Source organism: Citrobacter sp. Cf072, assembly GCF_030334485.1.
Classification (GTDB): Bacteria; Pseudomonadota; Gammaproteobacteria; order Enterobacterales; family Enterobacteriaceae; genus Citrobacter; species Citrobacter freundii.
Map to the genome: position 1 here is coordinate 648,786 of NZ_JAOWDX010000044.1, position 25,176 is coordinate 673,961.

General features: G+C 50.9%; 27 protein-coding genes and 1 pseudogene. 7 read left to right on the top strand and 21 right to left on the bottom strand.

Annotation, left to right across the window (positions count from 1 at the left end; genetic code table 11):
- Position 1: 1 nt before the first annotated feature.
- The 8 genes and pseudogenes from motA to lafA all read right to left on the bottom strand — a co-directional run bounded on the left by motA (position 2) and on the right by lafA (position 6,432).
- On the bottom strand, positions 2–865 hold the full coding sequence (motA, locus tag OGX66_RS12055; RefSeq protein ID WP_003843786.1) for a flagellar motor stator protein MotA: 864 nt from the start codon (positions 863–865) through the stop codon (positions 2–4).
- Positions 866–894: 29 nt separating this feature from the next.
- Positions 895–1,611, bottom strand: coding sequence for a FliA/WhiG family RNA polymerase sigma factor (locus tag OGX66_RS12060; protein ID WP_016149617.1), 717 nt, complete (start codon positions 1,609–1,611; stop codon positions 895–897).
- A gap of 20 nt (positions 1,612–1,631) precedes the next feature.
- A complete protein-coding gene (locus OGX66_RS12065) occupies positions 1,632–2,102 on the bottom strand; it encodes a flagellar basal body-associated FliL family protein (protein WP_003843790.1) in 471 nt (156 codons plus the stop codon).
- 7 nt (positions 2,103–2,109) lie between these two features.
- Entirely contained in the window at positions 2,110–3,282 is a 1,173-nt protein-coding gene (locus OGX66_RS12070; protein ID WP_016149616.1) for a flagellar hook-length control protein FliK, read from the bottom strand.
- Entirely contained in the window at positions 3,279–3,596 is a 318-nt protein-coding gene (locus tag OGX66_RS12075) for a hypothetical protein (RefSeq protein WP_003843792.1), read from the bottom strand. Before OGX66_RS12075 ends, OGX66_RS12070 begins: the two co-directional genes overlap by 4 nt.
- Before the next feature lie 4 nt (positions 3,597–3,600).
- Positions 3,601–3,993: pseudogene (gene fliS, locus OGX66_RS12080) on the bottom strand (flagellar export chaperone FliS).
- A 33-nt stretch (positions 3,994–4,026) separates the two neighbouring features.
- On the bottom strand, positions 4,027–5,328 hold the full coding sequence (fliD, locus tag OGX66_RS12085) for a flagellar filament capping protein FliD (protein WP_003843796.1): 1,302 nt from the start codon (positions 5,326–5,328) through the stop codon (positions 4,027–4,029).
- Positions 5,329–5,529: 201 nt separating this feature from the next.
- Positions 5,530–6,432 (bottom strand): lateral flagellin LafA, encoded by a 903-nt coding sequence (gene lafA / locus OGX66_RS12090; RefSeq protein ID WP_003838793.1) that lies wholly within the window; start codon positions 6,430–6,432, stop codon positions 5,530–5,532.
- Between the two features lie 571 nt (positions 6,433–7,003).
- On the opposite strand from lafA, the gene OGX66_RS12095 reads away from it, so the two are divergent.
- A complete protein-coding gene (locus OGX66_RS12095; RefSeq protein ID WP_003843800.1) occupies positions 7,004–7,954 on the top strand; it encodes a transcriptional regulator in 951 nt (316 codons plus the stop codon).
- Complete coding sequence (locus OGX66_RS12100; RefSeq protein ID WP_003838796.1) at positions 7,932–8,411, top strand: hypothetical protein; 480 nt, start codon at positions 7,932–7,934, stop codon at positions 8,409–8,411. Before OGX66_RS12095 ends, OGX66_RS12100 begins: the two co-directional genes overlap by 23 nt.
- Before the next feature lie 2 nt (positions 8,412–8,413).
- Here the strand turns inward: OGX66_RS12100 and OGX66_RS12105 are convergent, their stop codons facing one another.
- The 12 genes from OGX66_RS12105 to flgB form a co-directional block, all read right to left on the bottom strand.
- Positions 8,414–9,415 carry a flagellar hook-associated protein gene (locus OGX66_RS12105; RefSeq protein WP_106107891.1) on the bottom strand — a complete coding sequence of 334 codons (1,002 nt, stop codon included), beginning with the start codon at positions 9,413–9,415 and terminating at the stop codon, positions 8,414–8,416.
- 25 nt (positions 9,416–9,440) lie between these two features.
- Positions 9,441–10,370: a flagellar hook-associated protein FlgL gene (gene flgL, locus OGX66_RS12110; RefSeq protein ID WP_003843804.1), complete on the bottom strand. Its 930-nt coding sequence runs from the start codon at positions 10,368–10,370 to the stop codon at positions 9,441–9,443.
- Positions 10,371–10,387: 17 nt separating this feature from the next.
- Positions 10,388–11,764 carry a flagellar hook-associated protein FlgK gene (flgK, locus tag OGX66_RS12115; RefSeq protein ID WP_046669755.1) on the bottom strand — a complete coding sequence of 459 codons (1,377 nt, stop codon included), beginning with the start codon at positions 11,762–11,764 and terminating at the stop codon, positions 10,388–10,390.
- 98 nt (positions 11,765–11,862) lie between these two features.
- Positions 11,863–12,165, bottom strand: a complete 303-nt coding sequence (locus OGX66_RS12120; protein ID WP_029139422.1) for a rod-binding protein — start codon at positions 12,163–12,165, stop codon at positions 11,863–11,865.
- A gap of 8 nt (positions 12,166–12,173) precedes the next feature.
- Positions 12,174–13,295 (bottom strand): flagellar basal body P-ring protein FlgI, encoded by a 1,122-nt coding sequence (locus OGX66_RS12125; RefSeq protein ID WP_003843806.1) that lies wholly within the window; start codon positions 13,293–13,295, stop codon positions 12,174–12,176.
- Positions 13,296–13,309: 14 nt separating this feature from the next.
- Positions 13,310–13,975: a flagellar basal body L-ring protein FlgH gene (gene flgH, locus OGX66_RS12130; protein WP_003838808.1), complete on the bottom strand. Its 666-nt coding sequence runs from the start codon at positions 13,973–13,975 to the stop codon at positions 13,310–13,312.
- Positions 13,976–14,031: 56 nt separating this feature from the next.
- Entirely contained in the window at positions 14,032–14,817 is a 786-nt protein-coding gene (flgG, locus tag OGX66_RS12135; RefSeq protein WP_003838810.1) for a flagellar basal-body rod protein FlgG, read from the bottom strand.
- 30 nt (positions 14,818–14,847) lie between these two features.
- The gene (locus tag OGX66_RS12140) at positions 14,848–15,585 is read right to left on the bottom strand and encodes a flagellar basal body rod protein FlgF (RefSeq protein WP_003838815.1); all 738 of its coding nucleotides are present in this window, start codon (positions 15,583–15,585) and stop codon (positions 14,848–14,850) included.
- A 9-nt stretch (positions 15,586–15,594) separates the two neighbouring features.
- Positions 15,595–16,797: a flagellar hook protein FlgE gene (flgE, locus tag OGX66_RS12145; protein WP_003838817.1), complete on the bottom strand. Its 1,203-nt coding sequence runs from the start codon at positions 16,795–16,797 to the stop codon at positions 15,595–15,597.
- A 26-nt stretch (positions 16,798–16,823) separates the two neighbouring features.
- Entirely contained in the window at positions 16,824–17,690 is an 867-nt protein-coding gene (locus tag OGX66_RS12150) for a flagellar hook capping FlgD N-terminal domain-containing protein (protein WP_044714331.1), read from the bottom strand.
- Positions 17,690–18,121, bottom strand: a complete 432-nt coding sequence (gene flgC / locus OGX66_RS12155) for a flagellar basal body rod protein FlgC (protein ID WP_003843812.1) — start codon at positions 18,119–18,121, stop codon at positions 17,690–17,692. Before flgC ends, OGX66_RS12150 begins: the two co-directional genes overlap by 1 nt.
- A 2-nt stretch (positions 18,122–18,123) precedes the next feature.
- On the bottom strand, positions 18,124–18,471 hold the full coding sequence (flgB, locus tag OGX66_RS12160) for a flagellar basal body rod protein FlgB (protein WP_003838822.1): 348 nt from the start codon (positions 18,469–18,471) through the stop codon (positions 18,124–18,126).
- Positions 18,472–18,553: 82 nt separating this feature from the next.
- Here flgB and flgA point away from each other — a divergent pair, with 82 nt between their 5' ends.
- The 5 genes from flgA to OGX66_RS12185 all read left to right on the top strand — a co-directional run bounded on the left by flgA (position 18,554) and on the right by OGX66_RS12185 (position 23,846).
- Positions 18,554–19,321, top strand: a complete 768-nt coding sequence (gene flgA / locus OGX66_RS12165) for a flagellar basal body P-ring formation chaperone FlgA (protein ID WP_136345974.1) — start codon at positions 18,554–18,556, stop codon at positions 19,319–19,321.
- 99 nt (positions 19,322–19,420) lie between these two features.
- Complete coding sequence (flgM, locus tag OGX66_RS12170) at positions 19,421–19,708, top strand: flagellar biosynthesis anti-sigma factor FlgM (protein WP_286511574.1); 288 nt, start codon at positions 19,421–19,423, stop codon at positions 19,706–19,708.
- Between the two features lie 12 nt (positions 19,709–19,720).
- Entirely contained in the window at positions 19,721–20,149 is a 429-nt protein-coding gene (gene flgN / locus OGX66_RS12175; protein WP_003843816.1) for a flagellar protein FlgN, read from the top strand.
- 134 nt (positions 20,150–20,283) lie between these two features.
- Positions 20,284–21,228: a lysine-N-methylase gene (locus OGX66_RS12180; protein WP_136345975.1), complete on the top strand. Its 945-nt coding sequence runs from the start codon at positions 20,284–20,286 to the stop codon at positions 21,226–21,228.
- Between the two features lie 56 nt (positions 21,229–21,284).
- The gene (locus OGX66_RS12185; protein WP_270921554.1) at positions 21,285–23,846 is read left to right on the top strand and encodes a glycosyltransferase; all 2,562 of its coding nucleotides are present in this window, start codon (positions 21,285–21,287) and stop codon (positions 23,844–23,846) included.
- Positions 23,847–23,899: 53 nt separating this feature from the next.
- Here the strand turns inward: OGX66_RS12185 and OGX66_RS12190 are convergent, their stop codons facing one another.
- On the bottom strand, positions 23,900–25,156 hold the full coding sequence (locus OGX66_RS12190; protein WP_003843821.1) for a methyltransferase domain-containing protein: 1,257 nt from the start codon (positions 25,154–25,156) through the stop codon (positions 23,900–23,902).
- Positions 25,157–25,176 lie beyond the last annotated feature (20 nt).

A 25,176-nucleotide genomic window follows, 5' to 3' on the forward strand; every position in this document is an offset into this window, starting at 1 on the left:
CTTATTCCTGCTCCAGCATCGCATTAACCCATGCATCCAGATTGGCGAAAGTGGGTTTAGAGGCCAGATGGAGAAGCTTACGGCCAGCATCGACCGCCAGTAGCGTCGGTTTACCGCCCGCTTGCGCCACCAGCACGGTACGTACGCATTCGAGCAGCGAATGCTCTGCCCGCGCCTGCTGTTCCATGGCGTTTGCCAGCGGGTCCATCAGACAATAACAGATGAATACCCCTAAGAATGTCCCCACCAACGCCGCCGCCACTTTCAAACCGATAAGCGCAATGGAGCCATCGATGGACTGCATGGTGATGATAATGCCCAATACCGCAGCACAAATGCCGAATCCAGGCATCGCCTCTGCGGTACGCTGCAAGGAGCGCGAAGGGGTTAACAAAGATTCTTCCGCGGTATCCAGTTCCTGATCGAGGATCCCTTCCAGTTCATGGGCATCGATTTTACCCATCGCCATTAGACGGAAGTTATCGGCGATAAATGTCACCAGTCGCTTCTGAGTCAGCACCAGCGGGTATTTCTGGAAAATGGTGCTTTCTTCCGGCTGCTCGATATGCTGATCCAGCATACGCAGACCGCCGTTTTGCACCATTTCCAGCAGCTCATACAGGCACATCAGTAGCTGACGCTGAAACTCCGGCCCCATTTTCTTTTTACTGATTACCCCTTTGATCTGGTGGACGATCTCTTTCAGTACATGTACCGGGTTACCAATAATCATCGCCCCCAGACCAGCACCGACGATAATAATAATTTCTGCTGGCTGCCAAATAGCAATTAACTGCCCACCAGCCTCAAAGTAGCCGCCAAATACGCAGCCCAAAACCACTAATAAACCAAAAATCTTTTGCATTACGTCCTCCGCATGTTGATTCGGAATTGTTAATCTGGATATAAACAATCACGAATCTTGTGCGTGATTTTTTTATTCATTTGACAAATTCGGGCTTCGGTCAGCCCTAATACCAGCGCGATCTCTTTTAAATTCATATCGTGTTGGTAATACATTGAGAGCACGAGGCTCTCTTTTTCGCTGAGCTGGCTCAGGGCGTAACTCAACATTTCCTGGGTGACGAATTGCTCCTCAAGCCCCCGCCCTTCGAGCGGTGCAATCGGCATATCGCCATTCAGCAATTCATCCAGACTGGCCAGCGTTTCGGCGCCTTCCAACTGTTGATATTCCTGATAATCCTCAGACGATAATCCCAGCCGGGACAGCTCCTCCCATGAGGGTTCATGCCCAAGCTGTGTGCGCGCATCACGAATCAAATCTTTAATCTGATGGTATTTTTGCCGTAACTGGCGAGGCCGCCAGTCGAGACTGCGCAGCTCATCCAGAATTGCGCCACGTATGCGGTGAACAGCATAACCAGCAAAACCTTCGTCTGGCTGACCGTAGCGGCGAATCGCGTTCAGCAATCCCATCAGCGCCGTTTGTTCCATATCCTGCCTGTCCATAACGCAGGTACATTGCGGCGCAAGTTGACGCACCACTTTGCGCACCAAAGGTAGATAAGCCTGTAAATAATGGCTCTCTTGCTTTGGCGTGAGCACGGGCGTCGCATTAAAGTCTTCTGACTCGTAAGCATCCTGTATCATGTTATTTCCTGGCTTGTCGCTTATTGGAACACGACTTTTTTCACCAATATGTCCTTATAAGGTGTCGCCATTTTGCGTTTCGCTAATTCGACTTTCAGATTCTCAAATACTTTCTTTCTGATATCGGAGATCTTCAGCGCCCGAATATCTTCATATTTCATATTCGAAAGCTCATCTACGGTAATACTTTGATAGAGCGGTTCGTCCTTCTTAATTTTTTCAGCATCTTTCTCTGAATCAACGACCATTACCAGCTCAGCGACCATATAGCGATCGCTCCCTTCATCATCATGCAGCGTAACCACCGTTTCCGGCAGGGAGACAAAAATACTGCTGGATTCATCCTGGCTGTCTTCCGCTTCATGGGCAGGAACCTCTGCTGCAGCCGTAGTTCGCTTATTCATAGAATGATAAATGCCCCATCCTGCGCCCCCCGCAATACCCAGAGCCACAACGGAGCTGATCACACACGCGATAACAATTTTCTTCATTTTACTTTTACACTTTGATCAGAACGGATTCATTCCGTTGAAATTGAGGTTCATCATTGAGCACTAATGCCGACGTCACCTCATCCTGTTGATGACCTGACTGCTGTTTTTGCTGCTGCGATTGCCCCTCGGAAGAGACCTGAACATTGACTTCCATGAAGTTCTGCGCCGTCAGGTGCTGGCGTAGGTTCTCGCTAAATTGTTGCAATGAGCGGCAGACATCGCTCTGATTTGCGCCGATGTGAACCATCAGCTTGCCTGCATCCAGTTGCACGGCAATTTCAAGTTTGCCCAGCGAAGGGGGATCAAGACGAATGGTCGACACCTGCTGTTGCTGACCAATCTGGAACTGAATTCTGTCTTTAAGCAGCGCGGTGAGTTTCTCCCCGAGCTCCTCCGTTGACATCGTCACTGGCGAGGACGCTTGCGTCGACACGATGTTATGGTCAATCAGCGGATTCACCGGCTGATTTCCCTGCGCCGCGGTATTGAGCAAACTTTGCGTAGAGAGCGCCGGGTTAACCGTCACTCCAGCGTTTTTCCTCTCCACCACCGGACGAGGACTGGCGTTCTGGGTTGCTTTCACCCGAGCAGAAATTTGTTGGGTGGTCGAGAGTGACGCAGGCTCCGGCACAATCGCACGCAGATCCTGGGCGGAAAACGTCGCCAGCTTAGCCTGTTGATCCGGAGTTGCGGGCGGCAAATCCTCGCTGAGTGACGCTAATAACGTTTGCAGCTTAGGCGGCAGTGACTTTAAGTCAGTTGTATGCTGCTCAGCAGATGGCGTGGACGTTTTTTCCGGCTGGGCCATGGCGCTCGCCAGTTGGCGCAACAGTGATGACCCAGAATGGGTGGTTTGCACCTGCGCCAGCATTCTCAACATGTCGCCATCAGGCTGCTTTTGTAAATCGGCCGGGGCTGCCTGAGTCGGTTGCGCCAATAGCATCGCCAGCAATGCCTGCATGGCTGCCGGATTCGCGTCGTCTGGTTTATGTGCAGCCGCCGATGTCTGCTGATGGCTCAGTTTTGCTCCAATCAGCCGCTCAGCCGCGGCGTTAAGCCCCGACTGGGGTAAAGAAAATGTGCCGCTGCTTGCAGGGGCCGCCGACGCCGAAACAGTCGCCTTTTCCGGTGTGGCCTCTGCCGACGCACTGACCGAGGCCAGTAATACAGGATTCATGCCTTCTCCGAAATTAAATTAACCATTGAATACGCCAACATTCCTTCCTGGTTTTGCTGATGTTTATCCATTCGCGCTTTAAGTTCTTCCGCACGCTGAGTTCGTCGCGCAATCAGCGCTTCAAATGCCGAAAGCATGTTGTCTTTAACCTTGCGCAACGCGCTGACATCCGTTTCCCAGGCTTCATATTCATGAAAAACACGCATTACCTGCTGATGCAAGCTGGGTAGCCGCCGCCAACGCTTTTGATCGAGGGCGTCATTCATCTCTTTTACCAGGGCATAAAGCTGTTGTTGCTGGCGCTCTCTTTCCATCGCCTTACCCCAGTTTTGCCGACAGACCTTCCCAACCTGTGCGCAGATTCGTCAGGATCAGGATCACTTCATCAATTTTTTCTAACGACAATTCACCACTGGCTTCATACAGGCGATAGACGCAGTGGTCATAAAGCCGGGACAGATTCACCACCAGCTCACCGCCGGTTTCAAACTCCAGCGAGCTGGTTAAGGCGTTGAGAATATCGATGCATTTATTAATGCTCTGCGCTTTACGCTCATAGCGTTTGTTCTCAATGTGGCTTTTGGCGCGTTACAGTTCATCCATCAAACCGGAAAACAGCACCAGCACCAGTTCTAAAGGCGATGCAGCTGCCGTACGGGCAGCAAGATCCATCTCTTTGTATTGCGAATAACCATCCTGCGTGTCGTACATATTGACTCTCTATTCTTTTACTAAACCGGCCGCTTACATAAACGCGGCCATACTCACTTTCATGGTGTACGTTTCAATCAGCGTATTGGTGTACTCTTCCAGGTAGCGTTCGTAATTGGTGTTATAGGTTTCAGTAAGCTGATCGCTTTCGTCCTGGATTTTGCTCTGCTGATCCTCAATGTTGTCTTCACGCATAGTGATGATGCCGGTACTAGAGTCCAGATAGCTGTCCATCAGGTTATCCATCTGCGCGACCATGCTGTCATCACCGACAAAAATTGACGTCAGACCATCCGGGTTCGCTTCCATCGCTTCGTTAAACTTATCGGAGTCAATTTCTAAATGACCGTCGGAATCGAGCGAGATGCCATAATCAACAATCGATACGCCGTCGTAGTAAGAGTGGGCGATATCGTCAAGTTGGTTGGTTAATGAACTGAGCCCGGCGTCACCCGCAAAAACACCAGGATTAGAACCATCACCGCCATTGCTGGTTAATGAATCTACTGTGTCGACAAGGGTGTTATAGGCATCAACAAAGGTTTGTACTTTTGCCTGTGAGGCGCTGGAGTCTTCTGCCACGGTAATCGTCGTGACATCGCTGGTATCGTCTGGATCGCTGACCTCCGTAAAGGTCATGGTCACACCGGGAATCACATCATCGAAGGTATTACTGCTGCTGGTGATGGCCGGCCCATCCTTACCTCCCAGATTAATTACAGCATCTTGTGGAGTCGTCATCGCAGTTTCCGGACTGGCAATGACCGTGCCATTAACTGTCGCCGTGAAACCACTTTGTGCGCCGGTAGTGTCAGACGTCAGCATAATGGTTGTCTGGCCATCTGTTTTCACCAGCGCAGCCGAAACACCCGGGTTGTCGTCACTACTATTGATAGCATCTACCAGCCCGGTGGCATCGATATAGCCATCACCGTCGCTATCGGCCGTAGAAAGATCGATCTCCATGCTGCTGCCATCTTCCATGGTCAGATCAAACGTACCGGTCGCCTCATAAAAATTGTCTGTCATCTGGAACGTAGACTGCTGACCCTGTGCCAACTTGCTGACATAAAATGAGTACGTTCCCGCCTGAGCTTCCGAGTTGGCAGAAACCGTCGCAGAGTCGTTATTCGATGTCGCCGAAAAGGTCAGTGGACCGTCTGTATCACTGTTCAAGGCATCAATAGCCGACTGGAAATCGGTTAATGCCGTGCTCAGCGAATCCAGCCCGCTGCTTTCAGCATTCAACTCTGCCTGCTGTTGTTGCAGGTTGGCGCTCTGCGTGGCGATATCGGCATAAGCTGCGGCTTTCGCCATAGTTCTTGGGTTGATCATGAATAACTCCGTGCGACGTTATCGATGTGATAGCAAAATACATGCCAATATTTTTATATTTTAAATTCAGCAAGTTAAATTATGAGAGGAAATGAATTTTCCCTTATTCAGGAAGGTTTCCTGAAATAGTCTCGACCGCTGAAAGCACAACACCGCCAGTCGGCGGTGTTGTGAATGGCGCAATTTCACCACTGAACAGAATTACTGCAGCAGGCTGGACACCATGCTGGACATGCTGTTGGACTGTTTCAGCATGGTGATGCCGGTTTGCATCAGCACCTGCTGTTGCGTCATGTTGGAGGCTTCCGTCGCGTAGTCGGTATCCATAATGTTACCGATCGCTACGTTAGTGTTGTCCTGCATGCTGGTCAGGTTGTTTGCGGTGTCGTTCAGACGGTTGATAGACGCGCCCAGTTTGGACTGGATCTTGGACACATCGTCCATTGCGGTCTGGATAGTGCTGATCATACCGTTAGCAGAACCAGAAGCGGTCAGCTCAGTACCACCAGAAACACCAGTACCAGCCTGATCAGAAGAGAAAGCATCACTGACAGCCGTCAGATCTGTCACCAGATCACCCAGCTGGCTGGAGATGTCCACGGTCATGGTGTCAGAAGACTCAGCACCCACCTGGAAGGTGACTGCGCTCTGGAACAGACCAGAAACACCGGTATTACTGCCAGATGCCGTACCGAACAGGTTAGTACCACCGTAGGTGGTGTTCTGCAGCATGTCAGACATCTGCTGGCCCAGTTCGTCGTATTCATCCTGCATCGCCTGCAGGTCGTCACTGTTGTAGGTTCCGTTCGCTGCCTGCGTGGACAGGTCTTTCATACGACCCAGCACGTCGGTCATTTCGTCAAACATGCTATCTGCGGTCTGCAGCATTGCGGTTGCGTCCTGAATGTTGCTCAGTGCAACGCCCATACCGTCGGATTGTGCGCTCAGGCGGCTGGCAATCTGTTTGCCTGCAGCATCGTCAGCAGAAGAGTTAATGCGGTTACCTGTCGCCAGACGTTCCATCGAAGTAGACAGGGATGCGCTGCTTTTGTTGATAGCGTTTACAGCTGCCATTGAGGCGGTATTAGTATTAATCGATAACATGGTACTGCTCCTTGGGAATAATCGTTTTCGTTTCGATACCCTGTAAAAACGACCACCCGTTCGGAAAACTTAAAGCACGGAGAAAAAATTTTTTCACTCGTTTAAAAAATCAGTTCAGGGGATATAAACAAACGCTAAGCGCTGCCTTTATTAGCATCCCGTGCTATTTTTCACCACACCTCACAACATAAGAATTAGCTCAATCAATTTTTAATTAAAAGATTATTAGAAATATCTAATAATGAAATGATCGCCGTCAAACATCGAACGTTAACGCCATGAAATTAATAAGATTATACCTAATCAAAAATAGTTTAACCTACATCACTCACGTCTATATTTACATTTAGTTGCAAATACAACGTACTTTTATATTGTGAGTCCAGGACACTTTCGTTACATTTTCAGTCCTTTTTCGGACAGAACAAAAAACACTCAACACCGATCAGGCTGCCACGTCTCATCCTGGCAGCCAGAAAAAGATATATCAATTCCTTCAGAATTTTAATGCACTGATTTTTAACGGTGTGACATCAAGGATTTAAAAAATCTTGCACGGGTAGACAAAATCATGAGTATTGTAGTCAATAACTGGCGAATGGATTCTTCGCTTAATGCGTTAATCCATTGTGAGACTGGCGAAACGCGTCGGCTCGGCGAATACCATTTTATTCTGTTAGAGACATTAGCTAAAAATGCCGATGTCGTCTTATCGCGTTCGTTTTTAATGACCGCAGTCTGGAAGAATCGCATCGTCGGTGGAAATAGCCTGCCCACAGCCGTTCATGCCTTGCGCGTCGCGATCGATGATGATGGAAAACAACAGGAAATTATAAAAACGATCCCTAAAAAAGGGTATTTGTTTAATAAAAACTACCTGTCCGAAGATATTGACCACAATATTAATGTGGTTGATGGCATCGCCAGTGATGAAACCAAAGAGAGTGCTGTTTTATCTGCAAACAGCGTGCCTGAAGAAAGCGCGAGCACAAATCAGGGAGTGCCGAAAAAACCATCCACACCTCTATTAAACAATGAATTAGAGAAACCCGCGGATGCTAAAAGTCATCCTTACAGAGCCGTTCTTATCACCCTGCCCGTCATTATTATCGCGCTTTTGTTGTTTGTCCTGATGTCTGATTTTAAAACATCATCCGTCACGAAAACGGAAGAAACCCCACAGTTAGTAAAAGAAAATCTTGAGAGTGCCAGTCATGTTACGGTTTACCATCTTTACGACCCAGATGAAAAAAAAACATCGCCGTCTCTTTTCTCGCAACATATTCTCCCTGGAGTGCAACAAATCAATCAACTGTTGGTGACGCACAATGTCTCAATGGATTTGTATTACAGAGTGTCGCTGAACAAATTCGCACTTGATATTGTACTGAGTAATCAATGCAATGACAGTTGGCAGTTAGCATTGAATTTTAGTAGCTGGCTCAATAAAGATAATGAAATGAATAGTGTTTTAATTAAAGAAGTGGAGAAAATGTTAAATGAAATGCCAAAATGCAAATAGTTACTTCCTCTATCTTCTGGCTACTGTAACTTTATTTTTTACCTTCATGGCTCATGCACGCATTGAGAACACGGTCATTGCTAATTACGATCTTAATAGCGGCAAGAATGCGCATTACGCACTCATTATGAGCCCACAGGACAAAAACACTGCTCTGACGCTCGTCCCTCTGGACCAAAATAACAAAGCGCCGTCAACATTTAAGATCTCAGCATGTATTAATCGTTACGCGGGATTGTCTAAACAGGGTGAGTTTCATTTTAGCGATGCGAAAGCCGATAAAAATGACTTTCGCTTATCAGATTTCAGTACCTTTATTGTTGAACACAATCTGCATGCCTGGTGGATTCATTTAAACCCACAGCAAAATTTGCTTTTTACTCAGGATGTTGGAGGCCTGTTAGTCACAGACCCCTCTGCATTTATATTCTCAACAACAGCATGCCAGCCAAACTAGAGCTAGCGTAATAGACTACGGACGGTCTGACTGGAAAGCCGGGCTTGTCCATTTACCGCTTGTGCTAATACCTGATAATTGTGATTAGCATGATCCAGTACTCCACCGAGTGACTCAGAAGCTTTAACCGCACTTTCGGCCTGCGGAAAACGCGCCATCCCGTCAATCAGTTGCCGCGCCTTTTCCTGTTGGGCGGCCATTTGCGCACGCTGATCGCCAATCGCATCCAGCGCCTGCTGTAAAGCATCCTGAGGGCGGTTACTCCCCTGAGATAGCTGTTGCAGCAGCTCTTCTGAACGCGAGGGATCGACGAATGTCTTGAGCGGAGTAAACGTTGATGACTTAGCGTCAACATCGCGTACGCTCAGGGTTTGTTGGATCTGCGGCCACTGCTTTTCCGAGGTGGAAAAGCTCAGCGCGCCCTGCCGATCGTGCACCTGTACACCGACACGACGCAGCGCGTTGCTCATCATCATTTTGTACTGACCGGGATCCAGATCTTCACCGACCACCACCGCAGAGTGCTGCGTTTGCCGTCCGTCAGAGACACTAAACATGCGCGAGCTTATGGCATTTTTTTGCAGCATCTGCGCCAGCTCGGGTGAGTGAAAGGTCACTCGCGCTTCACCTTGCAGAACCGGACGCAGCTGCCGGTCAACCGCGCCGCCGGATAATGCCGTTCGTTTATCCAGCCACTGGGTAAGCTCAGCTCCCTTTTGCTGCTGCGTCTGCCCGCCACGGCGCGAGGCATGGCGATAATCCAGCAAATGCTGTTCCAGTTGCCCCAGGTAGTGATCGGCCTGCTGCAGCGTGGTGAGCTGATCGTTGAGCTGCACACTGTAGCGCTGAGGCCGGGTGGTAATAAGCGGTGAGGCCGGGTAATCACTCGCCGTTGCGGGTAACTTTTGACGGACAGGGACATTCTGCGCAACGCTATGCTGTTGTACAGAAGGATTAAGCGCTCCGCTACCGGAGAGTGATGTTGTATTTAAACCGACCTGCATACTATTCCTGGGCTACTGCTCGCTGTTAAATCACACTGAAAAGGTTCAACTCACTCACTTTGGAGTAGGTTTTTAAAGTGGCTTCCATCGCCATTTCCAGACCGGTAAAGGTTATGGAAGCCGGGCCGTAATCCAGATCGCTCAGTTGACCAATCAGCTGATCGTTAGAGGTGGCGATATCCGTTTGCGCGCCGCTCAGCATACTCATCGTATTTTGCGTTTCACCGATGGTGGCAATAGAAGCATTGAGCGAGTCGGAAGCGTCATCCACCGTATTGATGGCATTTTCAATATCGCTTTGCACCTGCGGGTCGGCTGGGTCAACCGACGGATCCTGTAGCTCTTTCGACAGCGACGTCAGGGTGTTCAGCACGTCCAGGCTATCGCCGAAGAAATCACTGACCGCCACGTTGGTATCGACTTCTACGCCATTGGAAACCGTGGTCTGGCGATGATCGCCGTTCCCCTGGTAGGTATAGCTGTCGGTGACGCCATCACCGTCGTCGTCCACGGCGACAATCGGCGGCCGATCGTTGACCGTGCCGCCAAACACATAGTGCCCGTCTTCATCCTGGTAATTTAATGCCGAGACCATCGCTTCGGTCATCGACTGAATATCTTGCCCTAGGCTGGCTAACGAATCGGCGGTATTGGTGCCGTTCGCCGCTTCCAGCAGATCGTCGCGAATCGCCAACAGATCGTTATTCACGCCATCAAGGATCGACTCCTGCTGACTCATGCCCGCCGTCGCGGAGTCAATATTGCTCTGATACTGGTCGAGGGCCGATTGCTGGCGGTTAAGTTGCGTAATACGGGTCGCCGCGATCGGATCGTCAGACGGCAGCAGAATACTTTTCCCGGTCGCCATTTGCTCAACGACATGGGACAGATCGCTGGAGAGATCGTTAAAACTCTGCGTCATGGACACATAAGATTGCTGAGTAGATACACGCATATTCATTCCTCTCCAGGTTAGCTACACATTTCCAGCACAGAATCGAAAATATCTGCGCCCGTTGAGATAACTTTCAGGTTGGCCTCGTAAATTTGCTGGTAGGTAATGAGGTTCACCGCTTCTTCATCCATGCTGACGCCGCTGACGCTGCTCTGCTGGTTCTGCGCTTCGGAGTAGACGTTGGCCGCCGCTTCCGCTTCCGTCTGGTTCTGCTGGCTGTAGATACCAATGTTGCTGATGATCGACGAACAGGCTTCACCCACGGTTACGCTACCAAGCCCCTCTATATCCAACGGTTCGGTAGAAATATTGATCAGCGCCTGCAGGTTATCGCTGTTACCGCTTTCATCCGGCGAACTGGAAAACGCCAGCTCGTCGGCGGTGATATCAGGGTTCACCTCCAGCGGGCCGTCAGATGAATTTTCATCATAAATAAACAGCGGTTCACCGGGGTTACCGTTCAAATCGTAGCCCTGCGCCAGTTGGGTGTTCACCGCATCGGCAAATTGCTCCGCCATGCTGTTAATCGTCCCTGTCAGCGGCGTCAGCACCTGATTCTGATAATCAAACAGCGCCCCCAGCGAGCCGCCAGTATCGGTGTTCATCGATGACGTAGTTCCGGCAAATGTCAGCGACATGCTCTGCGTGCCGTCGGCGTTGGTATCCAGTTCGATGGTGGAACTCTCCTGCCCGCTGACCAACGGCTGACCGTTTTGCAGCGTAACGTTGTAGTTACCTTCATCATCAATATTGACCTGCACGTCCATGATGCCGCTCAGTTGCTCCACCATCTGATCACGAGCATCGTACAGCGCCGAGGCGTTATCGCCGTTGGCTTCAGCTTCCGCAATTTGCTGGTTATAACTGGCAATACCGGTAGTCAGGGTGTTCACCTGCGCCACCATCGCCTGCTCCTGGCTGACGATCTCACTGCTTTGCGAGTCGATGTAGTCCAGCGTGTTATCCACACGCAGCGCCAGCGCGCCGGACTCGCTGATCACCTGTTCACGCAGGGCGGAATCATCCGGGCTGGTGGTAGCTTCGTTTAGCGCGGCAAAAAAGTTGTCAAAACCGCCGCTCAGGCTACTGTTATCGTCACTCAGCACGGTTTCCAGTTGCGTTAAATACTCCTGCTGGGTGTTGTAATAGCCGTAATCACTGGCGGCATACCACACCTGGTTCACCTGATACTGGTTAGAAACGCGGCGAATACTGTCCACCTGCACACCGTTACCTGCGCTGTTGGCTGAACCGGAGCTGGCGCCAATGGTACTGGTGATGGCAACCTGCCGGGTATAACCGTCGGTCATGGCGTTAGCCGTGTTTTGCGCGGTTACATTAAGCTCCACCTGCGCCGTCGATGCGCCGCTGTAGCCAATATTAATCATGTCCATCAAAGAGTCCTCGCCGGTCAGTCACCCGGTCTGTCGTTAACAACCTTGCCGATTAAGAGCGGCGAAAAAACCACAGTTCTTAAGCCGCCGCGCAACCTTTATCCTTTGTGATGAGGGGAGAGTTGTTTGACGATCATCGCCGCAATGCCAATGCCGTGTTGTTGAGCAAGACTGTTGCACAGCTGATCGTCATAAAATCCCTGCATCATGCGTACCGAGTCGCTGTTAAACGGGTTGTCTTTTGAGTCGAAGATCTCATTGGTTTTACGCATCTCTTTCAGCATGTTGCGTAAGAAAATGGCTTCAAACTGCTGAGCGGCTTTCTGTAAATCGTTATCTTTAATTTTCGGGCCCATTAACGCATCGCTGCCGTCAATGCCCCCGCTATGATTCACTTTGATGTCGGCCATTAAATCACCTCCAGATCGGCGTCCAGCGCTCCGGCTTCATGCAGGGCCTGCAAAATCGACATAATGTCGTCCGGCGTGGCGCCCAGGCTGTTAAGGGCGTTAACCAACGTTTTCAGACTGCTGGACTCTGGCAGACTGATCATTCCCGGGCGGGCATGATTCACCGAAATATTGCTCTGCGGCGTTACCGCCGTACGACCACCAGCAAACGCATTCGGCTGGCTGACGTTGCTGCTTTCATTGATGGACACCGTCAGGCTGCCATGCGATACCGCCGCCGCGTGCAGGGCAATGCCATCCCCCATCACCACTGTGCCGGTACGCGAGTTAAATACCACGCGGGCACGCACTTTTTCCGCCTGCACCTGGACGTCATCCAACTGAGACATAAAGGCGACGCGCGCCCCTGGACTGGTTGGCGCGCGGACGCTGACGTTGGTCGAGCTTTGCGCCGTCGCAATGCCGCCAAACGACGCGTTGATCGCCGCCGCAATATTGTTGGCATCTTTGAAAGAAGGACGTTTCAGATTAAGCGTGATGGTATCGCCCATCTGGAAATCACTGGGAATTTCCCGCTCCACGGATGCCCCATTCGGTATCAACCCGGCGGTGGGGGTATTCACAGTGACGCTGGAGCCGCTGGCCCCGGTGGCGTTCATCCCGCCGACCACCACGCTCCCTTGTGCAAGGGCGTAAACCTCTCCGTCAGCACCGTGTAATTGGGTGAGCAGTAATGTACCGCCGCGCAGGCTTTTGGCATCGCCGATCGACGAGACCGTGACGTCAATGGTTTGCCCACGCGAGTACATGGGCGGCAGCATCGCGCTGACCGCCACCGCCGCAACGTTCTTCACCTTCGGGTCGATTTTGCTCGGCAACTGAACGCCGAACTGACGCAGCATGTTGGTGATAGTCTGGTTGGTGAATTTAACCTGGTTTTTATCCCCGGTTCCGTCCAGCCCCACCACCAGGCTGTAGCCGACAAGTTGGTTTTCCCTGACGCCCTGGACGTTGACCAGCGACTCCAGAGATCGCGCCTGCGCCGCGCCAGGCAGCGCCAGACTCAGGGCAATAACGATGCCGTTTAACGCCTTCATCCAGCGCCCGCTTAAGTGTTGCATAGTAAAATCCTGCATTAGATCGGGAAGAGAGGATGGTTAAACAGACGCGTCAGCCAGCCCGCCGCATTGGCATCGCTCAATGCGCCACGACCCGCATAGGAGATACGCGCATCGGCAATACGCTGCGATGAGACGGAGTTGTCGTTCTGAATGTCATCGGCGCGCACCAGGCCGCTCAGGCGAATGTACTCATCACCCTGGTTGAGGGTGAGCCATTTTTCACCGCGAATTTCCAGGATACCGTTCGACTGTACCGAGTGTACCGACACCGTAATTTCGCCACGTAAACTGTTTTGCTGCTGCGAGGTCGCCGTCCCGTTGAAGTCACGATTGGCGTCCACGGACGCGGAAAGGTTATCTTTGGTATGCCCAAAGAGGGTCGGCGCGCCAATATCCACGGTATTGTTCTTACCGAAATTGGTTTTCGCCTGTTTGCTCGACTGGGTGGATTCTTCCAGCATCACGGTCAGGATATCCCCCACCCGATAGGCACGGCGATCCGCTGTCAGCGACCACTTGTAACCCGTTTCGAACACCCCTCCCGCGCGGCCATCCGCCGTTGGCGGTGCCTCGGTTTTGGGCGGAGCAAAGAATTCGTCATTTTTTTTGACCAGGAGAGCCTGCGATTCGCACCCGCTTAACAGGGGAAGCAGTACCATCAGCCAGAGATAATTTTTCACGTTCTGCCTATTTCTGCCGGATGGAGCTGTACCATCCGGCATTTCACATTCTTGAGTTACAGTGTCTGACTAATAAACTGCAGCATATCGTCTGCCGCAGAGACCATTTTGGCGTTCATCTCATAGGCGCGCTGCACGTTGATCATCGCCACCATTTCGTTGACGATATCCACGTTTGAGCCTTCCAGAGCGCTGTCCTGCAAAGTCCCCAGACCATCTTCCCCGGGAATACCTTCCGTCGGTTGACCACTGGCTGCGGTTTCCAGATACAGGTTGTCGCCTTCCGCTGAAAGCCCGGCCGGGTTAGCGAAGTTAACCAGCGTTAGTTGCCCCAGTTCGGTAGGGTCACTGTCGCCGGGCAGGATTGCCGTCACGGTGCCGTCTTCGCCAAAAGCCACATTAGTCGCGCCGGACGGAACATCGATTTCCGGTTGCAGAGGTAAACCTTCGGAGTTAGTCAGCACGCCGTCGGCGTTAACCTGCATATTGCCGTCACGGGTATACGCAATATCCCCGTTCGCCTTTTGCACCTGCCAAAATCCCTGCCCCATGATGGCCACGTTCATCGTATTGTCGGTGGTTTCCACATTCCCTTCGGTGAAGGTTTTCTGCGTACCGACAATGCGTACACCGCTACCGAACTGCATTCCAGTCGGCATGATGTTGTTTTGATCGAGCATGGCGCCCGGCGCTTCCTGAGTCTGATAAAACAGATCCTGGAACATCACGCGGTCACGCTTAAAGCCCGTGGTATTGACGTTAGCGATGTTGTTGGCAATCGCACTCATCTCAGCATCCTGCGCCGACAGGCCGGTTTTACTGATCCATAACGCTGCGTTCATAACACTTTATCCCTGATTAAAGACTACGGCTCAGGAGCCGCGTAGCAGCCTGTTGCCTGAGTCGCTGAGATCTTCAGCCGTTTTCATCATCTTGATTTGCGCTTCGAACTGACGGTTCATCGCAATGGACGACATCATTTCGCTCACCGCAGACACGTTACTGCCTTCCAGAAAGCCGCCGCTCACTTTGATGTTCTCATCGCGTTGTGCCGGTACGCCGTCCGCCGTCACCAGCATCCCCTCGCTATTTTTCGCCAGATTGGCGACCGGAATATCCACCAGCTTCAGGCGATCGATATCCATCGTGGCAGTGACATCGCCATCGTCAGGTGTGACGGAGAGCGTGCCGTCGCTACCGAAAGAGGCAATCGCATTCGGCGGTAAAATAATCGGGCCGTTATCCCCGAGAACAATATTGCCGTCGATGGTCAGTTGACCCTGATCGTCCTGCTGGATATTGCCGTTGCGGGTATAAACTTCGTTTCCGGCTTTATCCTGCACGGCGATATAGCCGGTTCCCTGAATGGCGACATCGAGCGGACGCTCGGTTTTTTCCGCCACGCCGGTGCTGTCATTGACGCCGCTGGGACTCTCTTTCGCCATAAAACGCGTGTCGAAGCCACCGCCTTTGACTTTGTCATTACTCGCCATCGCCATATCCGCACGAAAACCATTGGTGTTGACGTTGGCGAGGTTGTTGGCGCTAATTTGCTGCTCCAGCAGCGTCTGGGTGGCGCCGCTTAGTGCGGTATAAATCAACCGATCCATTTCTTAGCCTTACATCGCCTGGAAGAGTGCCTGGTCCAACTGCGTACTGGTCGAAATCACCTTGGTGTTCGCCTGATAGTTACGCTGGGCGGTCATCAGGTTGACCAGTTCGTTGGTGATATCCACGTTGGAGCTTTCGAGCATGCCGGAGGAGAGCGTGCCACATGAGCCGGAGCCAGGCGTGCCAATCAGCGGCGTACCGGATTCACCGGTCTGCACCCATGCGGTACCGCTTACCGCTTCCAGCCCGTTTTCGTCCGGGAAGGTGGCGAGTACAACCTGGCCCTGCAGCATACGTTCTCCGTTGCTGTAGGTGGCGTACACTTTGCCATCGTCATCCACCTGCACGCCGTTTTGCGTTGCGGAGGCGTAACCGGTCGCGGAGTTGGTGGTCACCGAGAAATCAGAGCCGTACTGAGTACAGTCGGAGTAGTCGACGGTCATCGAGATCGGCGCGGCTTCATCGGTGGTAAAGGTGATGGTTTGCGGCGTGGTCGGAGAGGTCAGCTTGCCGGTATTCGGATCGAAGGTTAGCGTGGTTGGCGGTACACCAGTCTGCGCTTCACCATCAAAGGTGTACTGCACTTCCCAGGTGTTATCCGCGGTTTTGGTAAAATACTGGCTGACCGAGTGCTCGTTACCCAGAGAGTCATACACGGTGGTGGTGTAGCTGTCGGTATAGGTATCGCTGTTGTTGGCATCAAACTGCACGCTTGAGCGATCGATCGTTTCATCACTGGCGTCAAAGTTGGCCGTAAAGGTCATGCTGTCCGTGGCCTGCGCCGGGATATTGCCGGTTTTAATCTGGATATCGGTCACGGTACCAGTTTGCAGCGTGCCGCTGTCATCAACCGGATAGCCTTGCAGATAATCACCGGACGCATTGACGATATAGCCGTTTTTATCGGTGACGAAAGAACCCGCGCGCGTATAGGAAATGTTGCCCGCGCTGTCGCACATGACAAAAAAACCATCGTCGTTGATCGCCAGATCCAGAGCGTTACCGGTAGAAACCATTGAGCCGCCGGTGGAGATGCTTTGTGCGGAACCCGCCACGCTCACGCCCATCGCCTGCGTCCCGGCGTACATCGCGGAGAACTGGGTAGTCATTGATTTATAACCGACCGTCCCGGAGTTCGCGATGTTGTTACTGATTCCATCCAGTTGTTCGTTGACGGCGTTTAGCCCCGTCGCTGCAATTTCATAACTCATTGTTTCTTCCTGTAATGTAAACTAAATCAGAGCACTGTATTGCTGTCGGCGTTATCGCTGCCGTCGTCAGTGTCAGGCGGCGTGGTGTCATCGGTGCTGTCCGGTACGCCAAACTGGGTGATCATGGTGAATGGCACTTCGCCAACGCCGTCAACGTTGAGCACCGGCGTGCTGCCATCGAGCGGAATACGCACATCTTCCACTTTGCCCGTCACCTCAATCGGCACTTCTTCTTCCCCGGTATTGGTCACCACGGACACGCTGTAATCACCCGGCGGGATGCCGTAATCCGCAGGATTGATGTCGAAATCCACCTGGCCGGGTCCGACGGAGGTTTCACCTTCCGGAATCAGCGACACGGTGTAGTCATCACCCGCTTCATCGGTAAAGTGCAAATCCACATCGGTACAGCTGTCATCCAGCGTGATGCGGCCCTGAATGTCCTTGCTGTTATCTTCGATATCCAGCGAGGTGGTTTGCACCATAATGTCGTCGCCGACCATATTCCCCAGCGCCATCACCTGAATGTTGCTCATCAGCACGGCGTTGGTATTGGCCTGAACGCTCATCTCTTCCATCATCGCTACCTGCGCCATGGAAGAAAGCTGGTCGATATAGGCCGTTGGGTCGGTCGGATCGGTAGGATCCTGGTTTTCAATTTCGGCTACGAACAGCGTCAGAAACGTGTCGACCGCGGACGTTTCCGTGGACGTTGTCGTCGTCGGTGTGCCGCTGGTTCCACTGGTATCGGTGGTTGACGAGGTAGAGGAAGAGCTGCTATCCCCCAGGTTGTTGCTTTGCGCCGTGGCGCTCCCAGTATTTTCAGCCACCGTCGTCTTCTCCTGAGAAGAAGCCAGCGCCTGAGATTGGGCATACAGAGCCAGGGTATTCATTACACTTCTCCCAGTTTGAGTAAGCTTTGCTGCATACTTTTGACGTTATTCAGCACATCAACATCAGTTTCAAAATCACGTGATGCGGACATCATGTCGGCCATTTGCTCGACCACGTTGACGTCCGGGTACCAGACAAAACCGTTCTGATCCGCCATTGGGTGATGCGGCTCATAACGCTTCACCGCCCCGCCACTTTGCATCACGTCCTGCACTTGCACGCTGGCGCCATCAATGCCGTGACGGTTGTTTGCGCCAATCAGGCTATTGTTGTAAACCGCAGCAAAAACCGGGCTGCGCGCTTTATAGGCCTGCGCCTCGCTGCTGGCAGGAGATTCCGCATTCGCCATGTTGCTGGCGACGGTATTCAGACGGATGGTTTGCGCCGTCATCGCCGAGCCGGAAATCTGGTAAATATCAGTAAACGACATGGTTATTTTCCTTCGATGGCTTCTTTGATTCCGCTAAGTTGCAGATTCAAAAAAGTCAGACTGCTTTGATAATCCATACTATTTTGTGAAAACCGGGCCTGCTCGGTATTCAGTTCTACGGTATTGCCATCCTCTGAGGGCTGCATCGGCACCCGGTATTTCACGTCAGCCTCAGGCAAAACATTTGTGTGACTTGCCCGTTGCATCTCAGCGGCAAAATCAATATCTTTGGCTTTGAAATTTGGTGTATCGACGTTTGCCAGATTCGCAGTCAGTAGCTCGGTCCTCTCAAGACGTAACTTCACTGCCTGCGGATGTACACCCAATGCCTGCTGAAAACTGATTCCCATTTCTTGCATCACTCCTGCGTAGATATCGCTATTGCTAGCAATAACCATGCCAACTTTTAAGTGATTGATGAGAAATGACTTTATGAAACTCCCCACCTACGTAAGGAAGCCTTCTTTCCCCTTTGCCGCGGAGATAATGCTGGCTTTATGCTGCGTCTTACCCGTACATGCCGCCGTCCATCCCATTCAGCACAGCGCCCGGGAACAGATCAACGCACTTGTTCTGACTGCCGCCAGTCATGAAATCGACGCACTGGCGCACAAACAGCAGTGGCAGGACTATCGCTACACGTTCAATATCTATATCCCCTCAGCCGTGAGTAACAGCGCGCTATGCGCGTCGGCGCCACAGATCACCTCCAGTGCCTCCCCAGAGATGGCCTTGTCACGAATGAACTTTGTGGTGACCTGCCCAGGCAATGCGGGCTGGAAATATAACGTTGCAGTGCGCCCCGACGTGTCGGTGCCGGTAGTGATGCCAAAGTCGTTGATTGCCCGAGATGCGGTGATTACCGCCGACGACCTGCAGCTTAAAAAATTCAATATCAGCAACCAGCGGGAAGGGTTGATAACAAATATGGATGAAGCAATTGGCCTCACCAGCAAGCGCGCCCTGCAACCGGGTAAACCGATTACCCGTAGCGAGCTGGTTCAGCCCATATTGGTTAAACGCGACCAGCCAGTGATGATCGTCTCCCATCTGGCTGGCATTACCGCCTCAATGCCGGGCGTGGCGTTGAAGAATGGTCGTAAAGGGGATGTGATAAAAATTCGTAATAGCAGCAGCCAGCGGATCATCAGCGGCGTGGTGGACGATACCGGCGTGGTCACCACGCTGATGGCCGAATAGTGCGGGGATTTTTTGTGATGGGATTAAAGTTTTCCTCTATTGCCGCCGCTTTTAGTCAATAACAGATAACCAACCCAACGGAATATGTACGAGGTTGCTATGAAAATTACCCCGAGTCTGCCTGGCAATCGCCCTGCATCGACAACCGAACAGGCACGTGCAGACAAGAGCAGCGTGCAGACGAGCACGTCCAGTTCCTCATCGCTTTCCGCCGATGATATTACTCAGGCGGGATTACAAACGGCGCAGCAAACGCTGAACAGTGATACACAAAGTGACGTTGATTACGACAAAGTGGCGCAAATGCAGGCCATGCTGGCCTCAGGCGATTTGCAGGTTGATACCGATCAACTGGCTGGGGACATGCTCAGCTTTTTCCAGAAATAAGAGGCTACAACAGTGAGCACCAGGCTACAGCAGGTGAAAACTCTGCTTCAGGGCATTCGTGAAGACGGAACGCGGTATGACGCGCTCAGACACCAGTTGGAACAACAACGTCTGTGTATGATCCGTCGCGACAGCGACGAGCTGCTGGCCATCAATGAACTTATTCAACAGCATTATGAGCAGTTGCAAAACAGCAGCCAACAGCGCCGTTCGATCCTGCAACTGCTGGGCGTAAGCGTCAATCGTGCAGGGATAGAGCAGGTCTTTAGCTGGTTGCCGGGCGTACAGAAAAGTGCCGCAGAGGGCTGGTGGCAAAGCCTTGAGCAAAAAGCGAAACGCTGCAAGGCGTACAACGAAAAAAACGGCGATCTGCTGATCCGACAGTATGAATTTATTCAGGCTTTTTTAGGTACCGAGCCGGATTTTATTTATCAGCGCTAAACGCCCTTCCCTGACGCGGAAACCTGCTTTCCGCGATTCACCTAACTAATTGATATAAATGAAATTAAAATTCAGGCATGGATATTGCAACGTCATAAACAGATTTTGAATATTGGGATTGCTGAGAACAGATTATGAGTATGATTGATTGTTATGAACCTGACTTTGTCCGGTTGTTTTTATCCCGCCATCCGGATTCCGCTTTACGGGTTAACCTGTGCTGGAAAACGGAAGTGCGTCAGAGTCTGGTCTTAACCGATCTGGCCAGCTGTCAGGCTGTATTAGGCGCTCCCAATACCTTTGTCTTGCATCATTCAAAATGTGCGGCCAACCCGGACAGCCCGGCGCTATCCCCACGCGATCAGGTATTGAATCAATCCGCTCTGCATACCATCACACTTCCAGGTTTATCGCCGGAGCTGCGCCTGTATGCGCTGGGGATCATGCTCTCTTTTTCCGAAAAATGCCCAGGCGATAGTGAAGCGGTGCTGGAAAAGCTGGCATCGTTGCCACAGATCCTCGCAGGCCATGTACAGGAAGGAAAACTGCAGGAGCAATTTGCGCAACTGCCCAGCCTGCCCCAGCTACAGCGTGAATTAATTACCCGTATGGGCGGTTGTGAATTCAATTGGGATCTGCTGCCGGAAAGTACGCGTAAACTCACATTACCTCTGCAGGTCAGCCTGCTGATGCTGCAGGATGCGAACAGTGAAGCCATGCTTCAGCAGCAGTTACAGGATCAGTGGCTGCAGACCTGGGAGCGCCATTTCGCTCAAGAAGCATGGATTTTCAGCAACTATCTGATTTATCGCTTGTACCACGACACCTTCCCACAGCATGAGAGTGAAAGCACACTGCAGCGTTTCTTCTGGCTGGCGGCTGACGTCTTTATGATTCGCACTCTGTTTTGCCTGTGGACGATGGATGATTCTGCGCTAAACCATGACGAAATTTACGCCCTTTTCGCGTTGTTTGAAGCGTGGCGCAACGGCGAGAATGCCCATTCGTTACGTCAGCATATTCTGGACATGCTTCCGGGAGATCCACTGCTCTCGGCGTTCTCCCTGATTACACGTTAGTGCCTGTTGGCCGGGCGAATGCCCGGTCCTTTTTCGAACCGCGAATACACATCACCATGTCTGAATCCTCTAAAGCACGTTCCGCCCTGACTGGCATCGTTAAAACGCTCGACACTGGCCGCGAAAAACCGTTTGTCAGCGTTATCACGCCAACATGGAACCGCGGCGTTTTCTTACCTTATTTGCTGTATATGTTCCGTTATCAGGACTACCCTGCTGACCGGCGGGAACTGGTGATCCTGGATGATTCTCCGCAAAGCCATCAGTCGATCATTGACCGGCTAACGCAGAACCACCCAGAGAAATATAATATTCGTTATATCTACCACCCGGAAAAGCTCGATCTGGGTAAAAAGCGCAATATGCTCAATGCGCTGGCGGTAGGTGAATATATTCTCTGTATGGATGATGATGACTATTATCCAGCGGATAAAATCTCTTACACCATCGACATGATGCAGCGCCACCGGGCGTTGATTTCAGGTTCCGATCAAATCCCCATCTGGTACAGCCACATCAACCGGATATTCAAAACACGCAGCTTTGGCCCACAAAATATTCTCAACGGCACTTTCTGTTACCATCGTAATTACCTGAAGAACCACCGCTATGATGATGAGTGTAATTTAGGTGAAGAAAAGGGATTCACTAACCAGTTCACCGCGAACCCGCTGCAATTGCCGGGTGAACGTACCATTATTTGTATCTCACACAGCCAAAATACGTTCGACAAAGACTTTGTGTTGGGAAGCAGCGAGCCACTGGAAACCCCGCTGGCGCAGGCGATTACCGACCCGATGCTGAAAAACTGGTATCAAAGCCTGCATAACGCTACTCATCATCAACCGATCCAGTGGGATTATATCGATCAGGTGGTGATCGTAAACCTGGACTCACGCCCGGATCGTTTAGCGCACATCCAACAAGAGCTGGGGTTTCTCAATTTCCCAAAGGAAAAGATCACCCGCATTGCCGCGTCAGTTGCCACTAACGGCCAGATTGGTCGCCGCCAATCCCATCTTCGGGCACTCAAGTTGGCACAACAAATGGGATGGAAAAATTACCTGCTGCTTGAAGATGACGCCGTTATTCTGAAACAAGAAAAACATATTCGGGTACTTAGCTCGCTGCTTAATGCCCTGCCTAAATTTCCGTGGGAGGTCATTCTTCTCGGCGGCGAAATTAAACGCGGAAGCATATTAAAAAGCCTGACTGGGATGATTCATGCCCGCGATTGCAATAAGGTGTGCGCCTATCTGGTTAACAACAGCTATTACCCGGTTCTGGCTCAGCAAATGGAATATGACCTTTCAGAGACCCTCGAAGGACAGTGGCAGCCGCTGCCACGTGACGGAAAATGGCTTTCCTGCTATCCGAGTATCTGCTATCAGCGCCCAGGTTATAGCGATATCGAGAAAAAAGAAACCGATAATATTGGCTACTACTTCAATAAAATCAATAAGAAATCCGATGCCGCCAACGCACTGACTGATGCCCCGCTCCCTTCTACTGCCCCCCGAACAGATGCTATTGGTTTCTATATGGAAACGTCGCTGCACTACGCGGTCTATCGCCCGATCATAACCGCGCTACAGGCGATGGGGCACACCTGCTCTCTATTGGTCAGCGACAAAATACACGCGTCGTTTCTGGATGAAATGACCGCAACAATTAAAACCATTAACGATCCCCTATTGGGCGGAACGCGTCTTTCTGTGGTGATTGAGAAACGTCAACGCTTCAAATGTCTTGTCAGCCCTTATTACACCCCGTTACTGAACGGGCTGGCGGATACCCATGTACGGACGATGTATGGACTGGCGAAAGAAGCGTGGAATCATGCCTGGTGGAATGCCTTTTATCATCGCATTCTCTGCTACAGCCACTATAGCCAGCACGCGGTTGATATTGGCGGCAGCGCCAAAGTGGTGGGTAATCCCCGTTTCGATGAATGGCATAACCATACTTACGATACCGCACTGCCAAAAAGCGTGAAGCTAAATGCGAAAAAGCAGACCATCCTGTATGCGCCAACCTATGGCGCGCTAAGCTCGCTCCCCCATTGGGCACAACAGCTCAGCCGATTAAGCCATGAATACAACGTCGTCACCAAACTGCACCATGGCACTCTGCACAGGCCGGAAGAAAGTGCCTCGCTGGTGCTGGCGCAGCGCTACTTAAAAAACCGAATTGACGATCCGCAGCACCTGCTGGCGCTTATGGCGCAGGCAGATTACGTCCTGACGGACAGCAGCGGCTTTATTTTTGATGCCATTCATATGAATAAACGCGTCATTTTACTGAGCTGGCCAGAGATGACCTCGCTGCTGGATGGCCAACAAAGTTTCTCGACCCCAGACAGCGCCGATCAACGTATCCGCGACGTTCTCCCGGTAGCCCAGGATATACAGGCGTTGCGCAGTGCGCTGTCTGATGCATTTGACTGGACTGCGCTTGAAGCACCGTTAGCCGAAATTCGCCACCATTATTGTGATGCGTTTATGGATGGCCAGGCAGGGCAAAGGGCCGCTAAAGAGATCGTGGCATTACTTACGGAAGCAGATAGTGTCCATACAAATGCTCTCTTACATAGTTTACAGAAAAAACTGTTTAACTAATTCCTGATATAAACCAGCTATTAAAACCACCGTTAAATCGGTGGTTTTTTATTTTACTGGGGCGTTTTTTTTATAACAATCTCGATACCGCTTTCCGCAAATGGTGTGCGTGTCTGATCAAATCGAGGAAGCCCTGCTAAGTAGCTATGGTTAAGCAATTCTATTTTTTGAACATCATGCTTTGTAGTTATCGCCTGAATCAATTCCAATACATTTATCGAAACGGGTGACCAACTATTTTTCTTGAAAATACTGAAAGTATGCTTGTGGTCGGAGTTAAAAGTCGATGGCCAAACTTTTTGCTCATACATATCTTCATCAGGAATTGTTATAATGAGATGACCATTTGGTTTAAGTACTCGCATCCAATTATTGATAGCGACAAACGGGTCAACCACATGTTCCAGGCAATGTGCAGAATACACAAAGTCAAAACTATCATCACTAACATTGTCTAAATATTGGGCATCACCTTGTGGTAAGTCATAAACAGTCACAGTTCTCATTAGTGGGAAAAGCGATCGGTAAATACCAATACTGTCAGGCCCACCACCGATATCCAATCCAGCACCTACAAACCAACGAGAAGTAAACCGGGCATCCATGAGTCGGCGATTTACAGACATACTGGTCGTACCCACAACCCCCCGATTAATCAGAAATTGACTGGTAATATCACCAGGTAAAATTAGAGGTTTGATCACTTCCCCGGCTAAAGCATGTGGCCATAAAACAGCGTATCCGGTGTCTTCAGCATACCAGTATAAGGCGTGTGTATCGGCAAAACTTTCTAATAATTCAATAAACTCACTGGCATTATCGAACCCATGATCGGCATATTCGGGTAAAGAACCACTTGTTACTGCAAAATCTTTTAGATATATTCTACAATCATCAATAATAACGATTGCATTGTCAATTTTACCTCTCAGCACTCGCAACTCGTTAATAAGCGGCAAGCGAATATCTTTATCCCATTCGTCGCTATGATATTTTTCGTTGCAGTAATCAGAACCAGGATAATGCGCATCCAAAAAGACAAGACTACGATGATTTTTCAAAATCCCATTGACTTGTTCCAAATTCAGAAATGATAAACTATCATCGGGAAAAATCGTAATGCTGTCATTTTTTTCTTGTAATGCTTTTTCATATAATGGTTGATAGATCTCACAAGATAGCGCATGATTGAAACCAGCTGATAATGCCATTCGACATGAATTCCCAATACCGTATCCAGTTTCAATCAGATGTGTCACCTGGTGCTCTTCAACAATTCTGTGTAAAGGAAATCGCCCTAAAAAACCCATAATTACTCCATATAATGTAG

Excerpts from the sequence above, each read along its gene's own strand:
- OGX66_RS12065 (WP_003843790.1), bottom strand. The coding sequence starts at position 2,102 with ATGAAGAAAATTGTTATCGCGTGTGTGATCAGCTCCGTTGTGGCTCTG.
- OGX66_RS12060 (WP_016149617.1), bottom strand. The coding sequence starts at position 1,611 with ATGATACAGGATGCTTACGAGTCAGAAGACTTTAATGCGACGCCCGTG.
- OGX66_RS12140 (WP_003838815.1), bottom strand. The coding sequence starts at position 15,585 with ATGGATCGGTTGATTTATACCGCACTAAGCGGCGCCACCCAGACGCTG.
- OGX66_RS12095 (WP_003843800.1), top strand. The coding sequence starts at position 7,004 with ATGAGTATTGTAGTCAATAACTGGCGAATGGATTCTTCGCTTAATGCG.
- fliD (WP_003843796.1), bottom strand. The coding sequence starts at position 5,328 with ATGATCAACCCAAGAACTATGGCGAAAGCCGCAGCTTATGCCGATATC.
- flgG (WP_003838810.1), bottom strand. The coding sequence starts at position 14,817 with ATGAACGCAGCGTTATGGATCAGTAAAACCGGCCTGTCGGCGCAGGAT.
- OGX66_RS12070 (WP_016149616.1), bottom strand. The coding sequence starts at position 3,282 with ATGAATCCTGTATTACTGGCCTCGGTCAGTGCGTCGGCAGAGGCCACA.
- OGX66_RS12075 (WP_003843792.1), bottom strand. The coding sequence starts at position 3,596 with ATGGAAAGAGAGCGCCAGCAACAACAGCTTTATGCCCTGGTAAAAGAG.
- OGX66_RS12190 (WP_003843821.1), bottom strand. The coding sequence starts at position 25,156 with ATGGGTTTTTTAGGGCGATTTCCTTTACACAGAATTGTTGAAGAGCAC.
- OGX66_RS12150 (WP_044714331.1), bottom strand. The coding sequence starts at position 17,690 with ATGAATACCCTGGCTCTGTATGCCCAATCTCAGGCGCTGGCTTCTTCT.
- lafA (WP_003838793.1), bottom strand. The coding sequence starts at position 6,432 with ATGTTATCGATTAATACTAATACCGCCTCAATGGCAGCTGTAAACGCT.
- OGX66_RS12105 (WP_106107891.1), bottom strand. The coding sequence starts at position 9,415 with ATGCAGGTCGGTTTAAATACAACATCACTCTCCGGTAGCGGAGCGCTT.
- flgK (WP_046669755.1), bottom strand. The coding sequence starts at position 11,764 with ATGGACATGATTAATATTGGCTACAGCGGCGCATCGACGGCGCAGGTG.
- flgL (WP_003843804.1), bottom strand. The coding sequence starts at position 10,370 with ATGCGTGTATCTACTCAGCAATCTTATGTGTCCATGACGCAGAGTTTT.
- OGX66_RS12180 (WP_136345975.1), top strand. The coding sequence starts at position 20,284 with ATGAGTATGATTGATTGTTATGAACCTGACTTTGTCCGGTTGTTTTTA.
- flgA (WP_136345974.1), top strand. The coding sequence starts at position 18,554 with ATGAAACTCCCCACCTACGTAAGGAAGCCTTCTTTCCCCTTTGCCGCG.
- OGX66_RS12185 (WP_270921554.1), top strand. The coding sequence starts at position 21,285 with ATGTCTGAATCCTCTAAAGCACGTTCCGCCCTGACTGGCATCGTTAAA.
- flgC (WP_003843812.1), bottom strand. The coding sequence starts at position 18,121 with ATGTCGTTTACTGATATTTACCAGATTTCCGGCTCGGCGATGACGGCG.
- flgE (WP_003838817.1), bottom strand. The coding sequence starts at position 16,797 with ATGAGTTATGAAATTGCAGCGACGGGGCTAAACGCCGTCAACGAACAA.
- flgB (WP_003838822.1), bottom strand. The coding sequence starts at position 18,471 with ATGGGAATCAGTTTTCAGCAGGCATTGGGTGTACATCCGCAGGCAGTG.
- motA (WP_003843786.1), bottom strand. The coding sequence starts at position 865 with ATGCAAAAGATTTTTGGTTTATTAGTGGTTTTGGGCTGCGTATTTGGC.
- OGX66_RS12100 (WP_003838796.1), top strand. The coding sequence starts at position 7,932 with ATGAAATGCCAAAATGCAAATAGTTACTTCCTCTATCTTCTGGCTACT.
- OGX66_RS12125 (WP_003843806.1), bottom strand. The coding sequence starts at position 13,295 with ATGCAACACTTAAGCGGGCGCTGGATGAAGGCGTTAAACGGCATCGTT.
- flgM (WP_286511574.1), top strand. The coding sequence starts at position 19,421 with ATGAAAATTACCCCGAGTCTGCCTGGCAATCGCCCTGCATCGACAACC.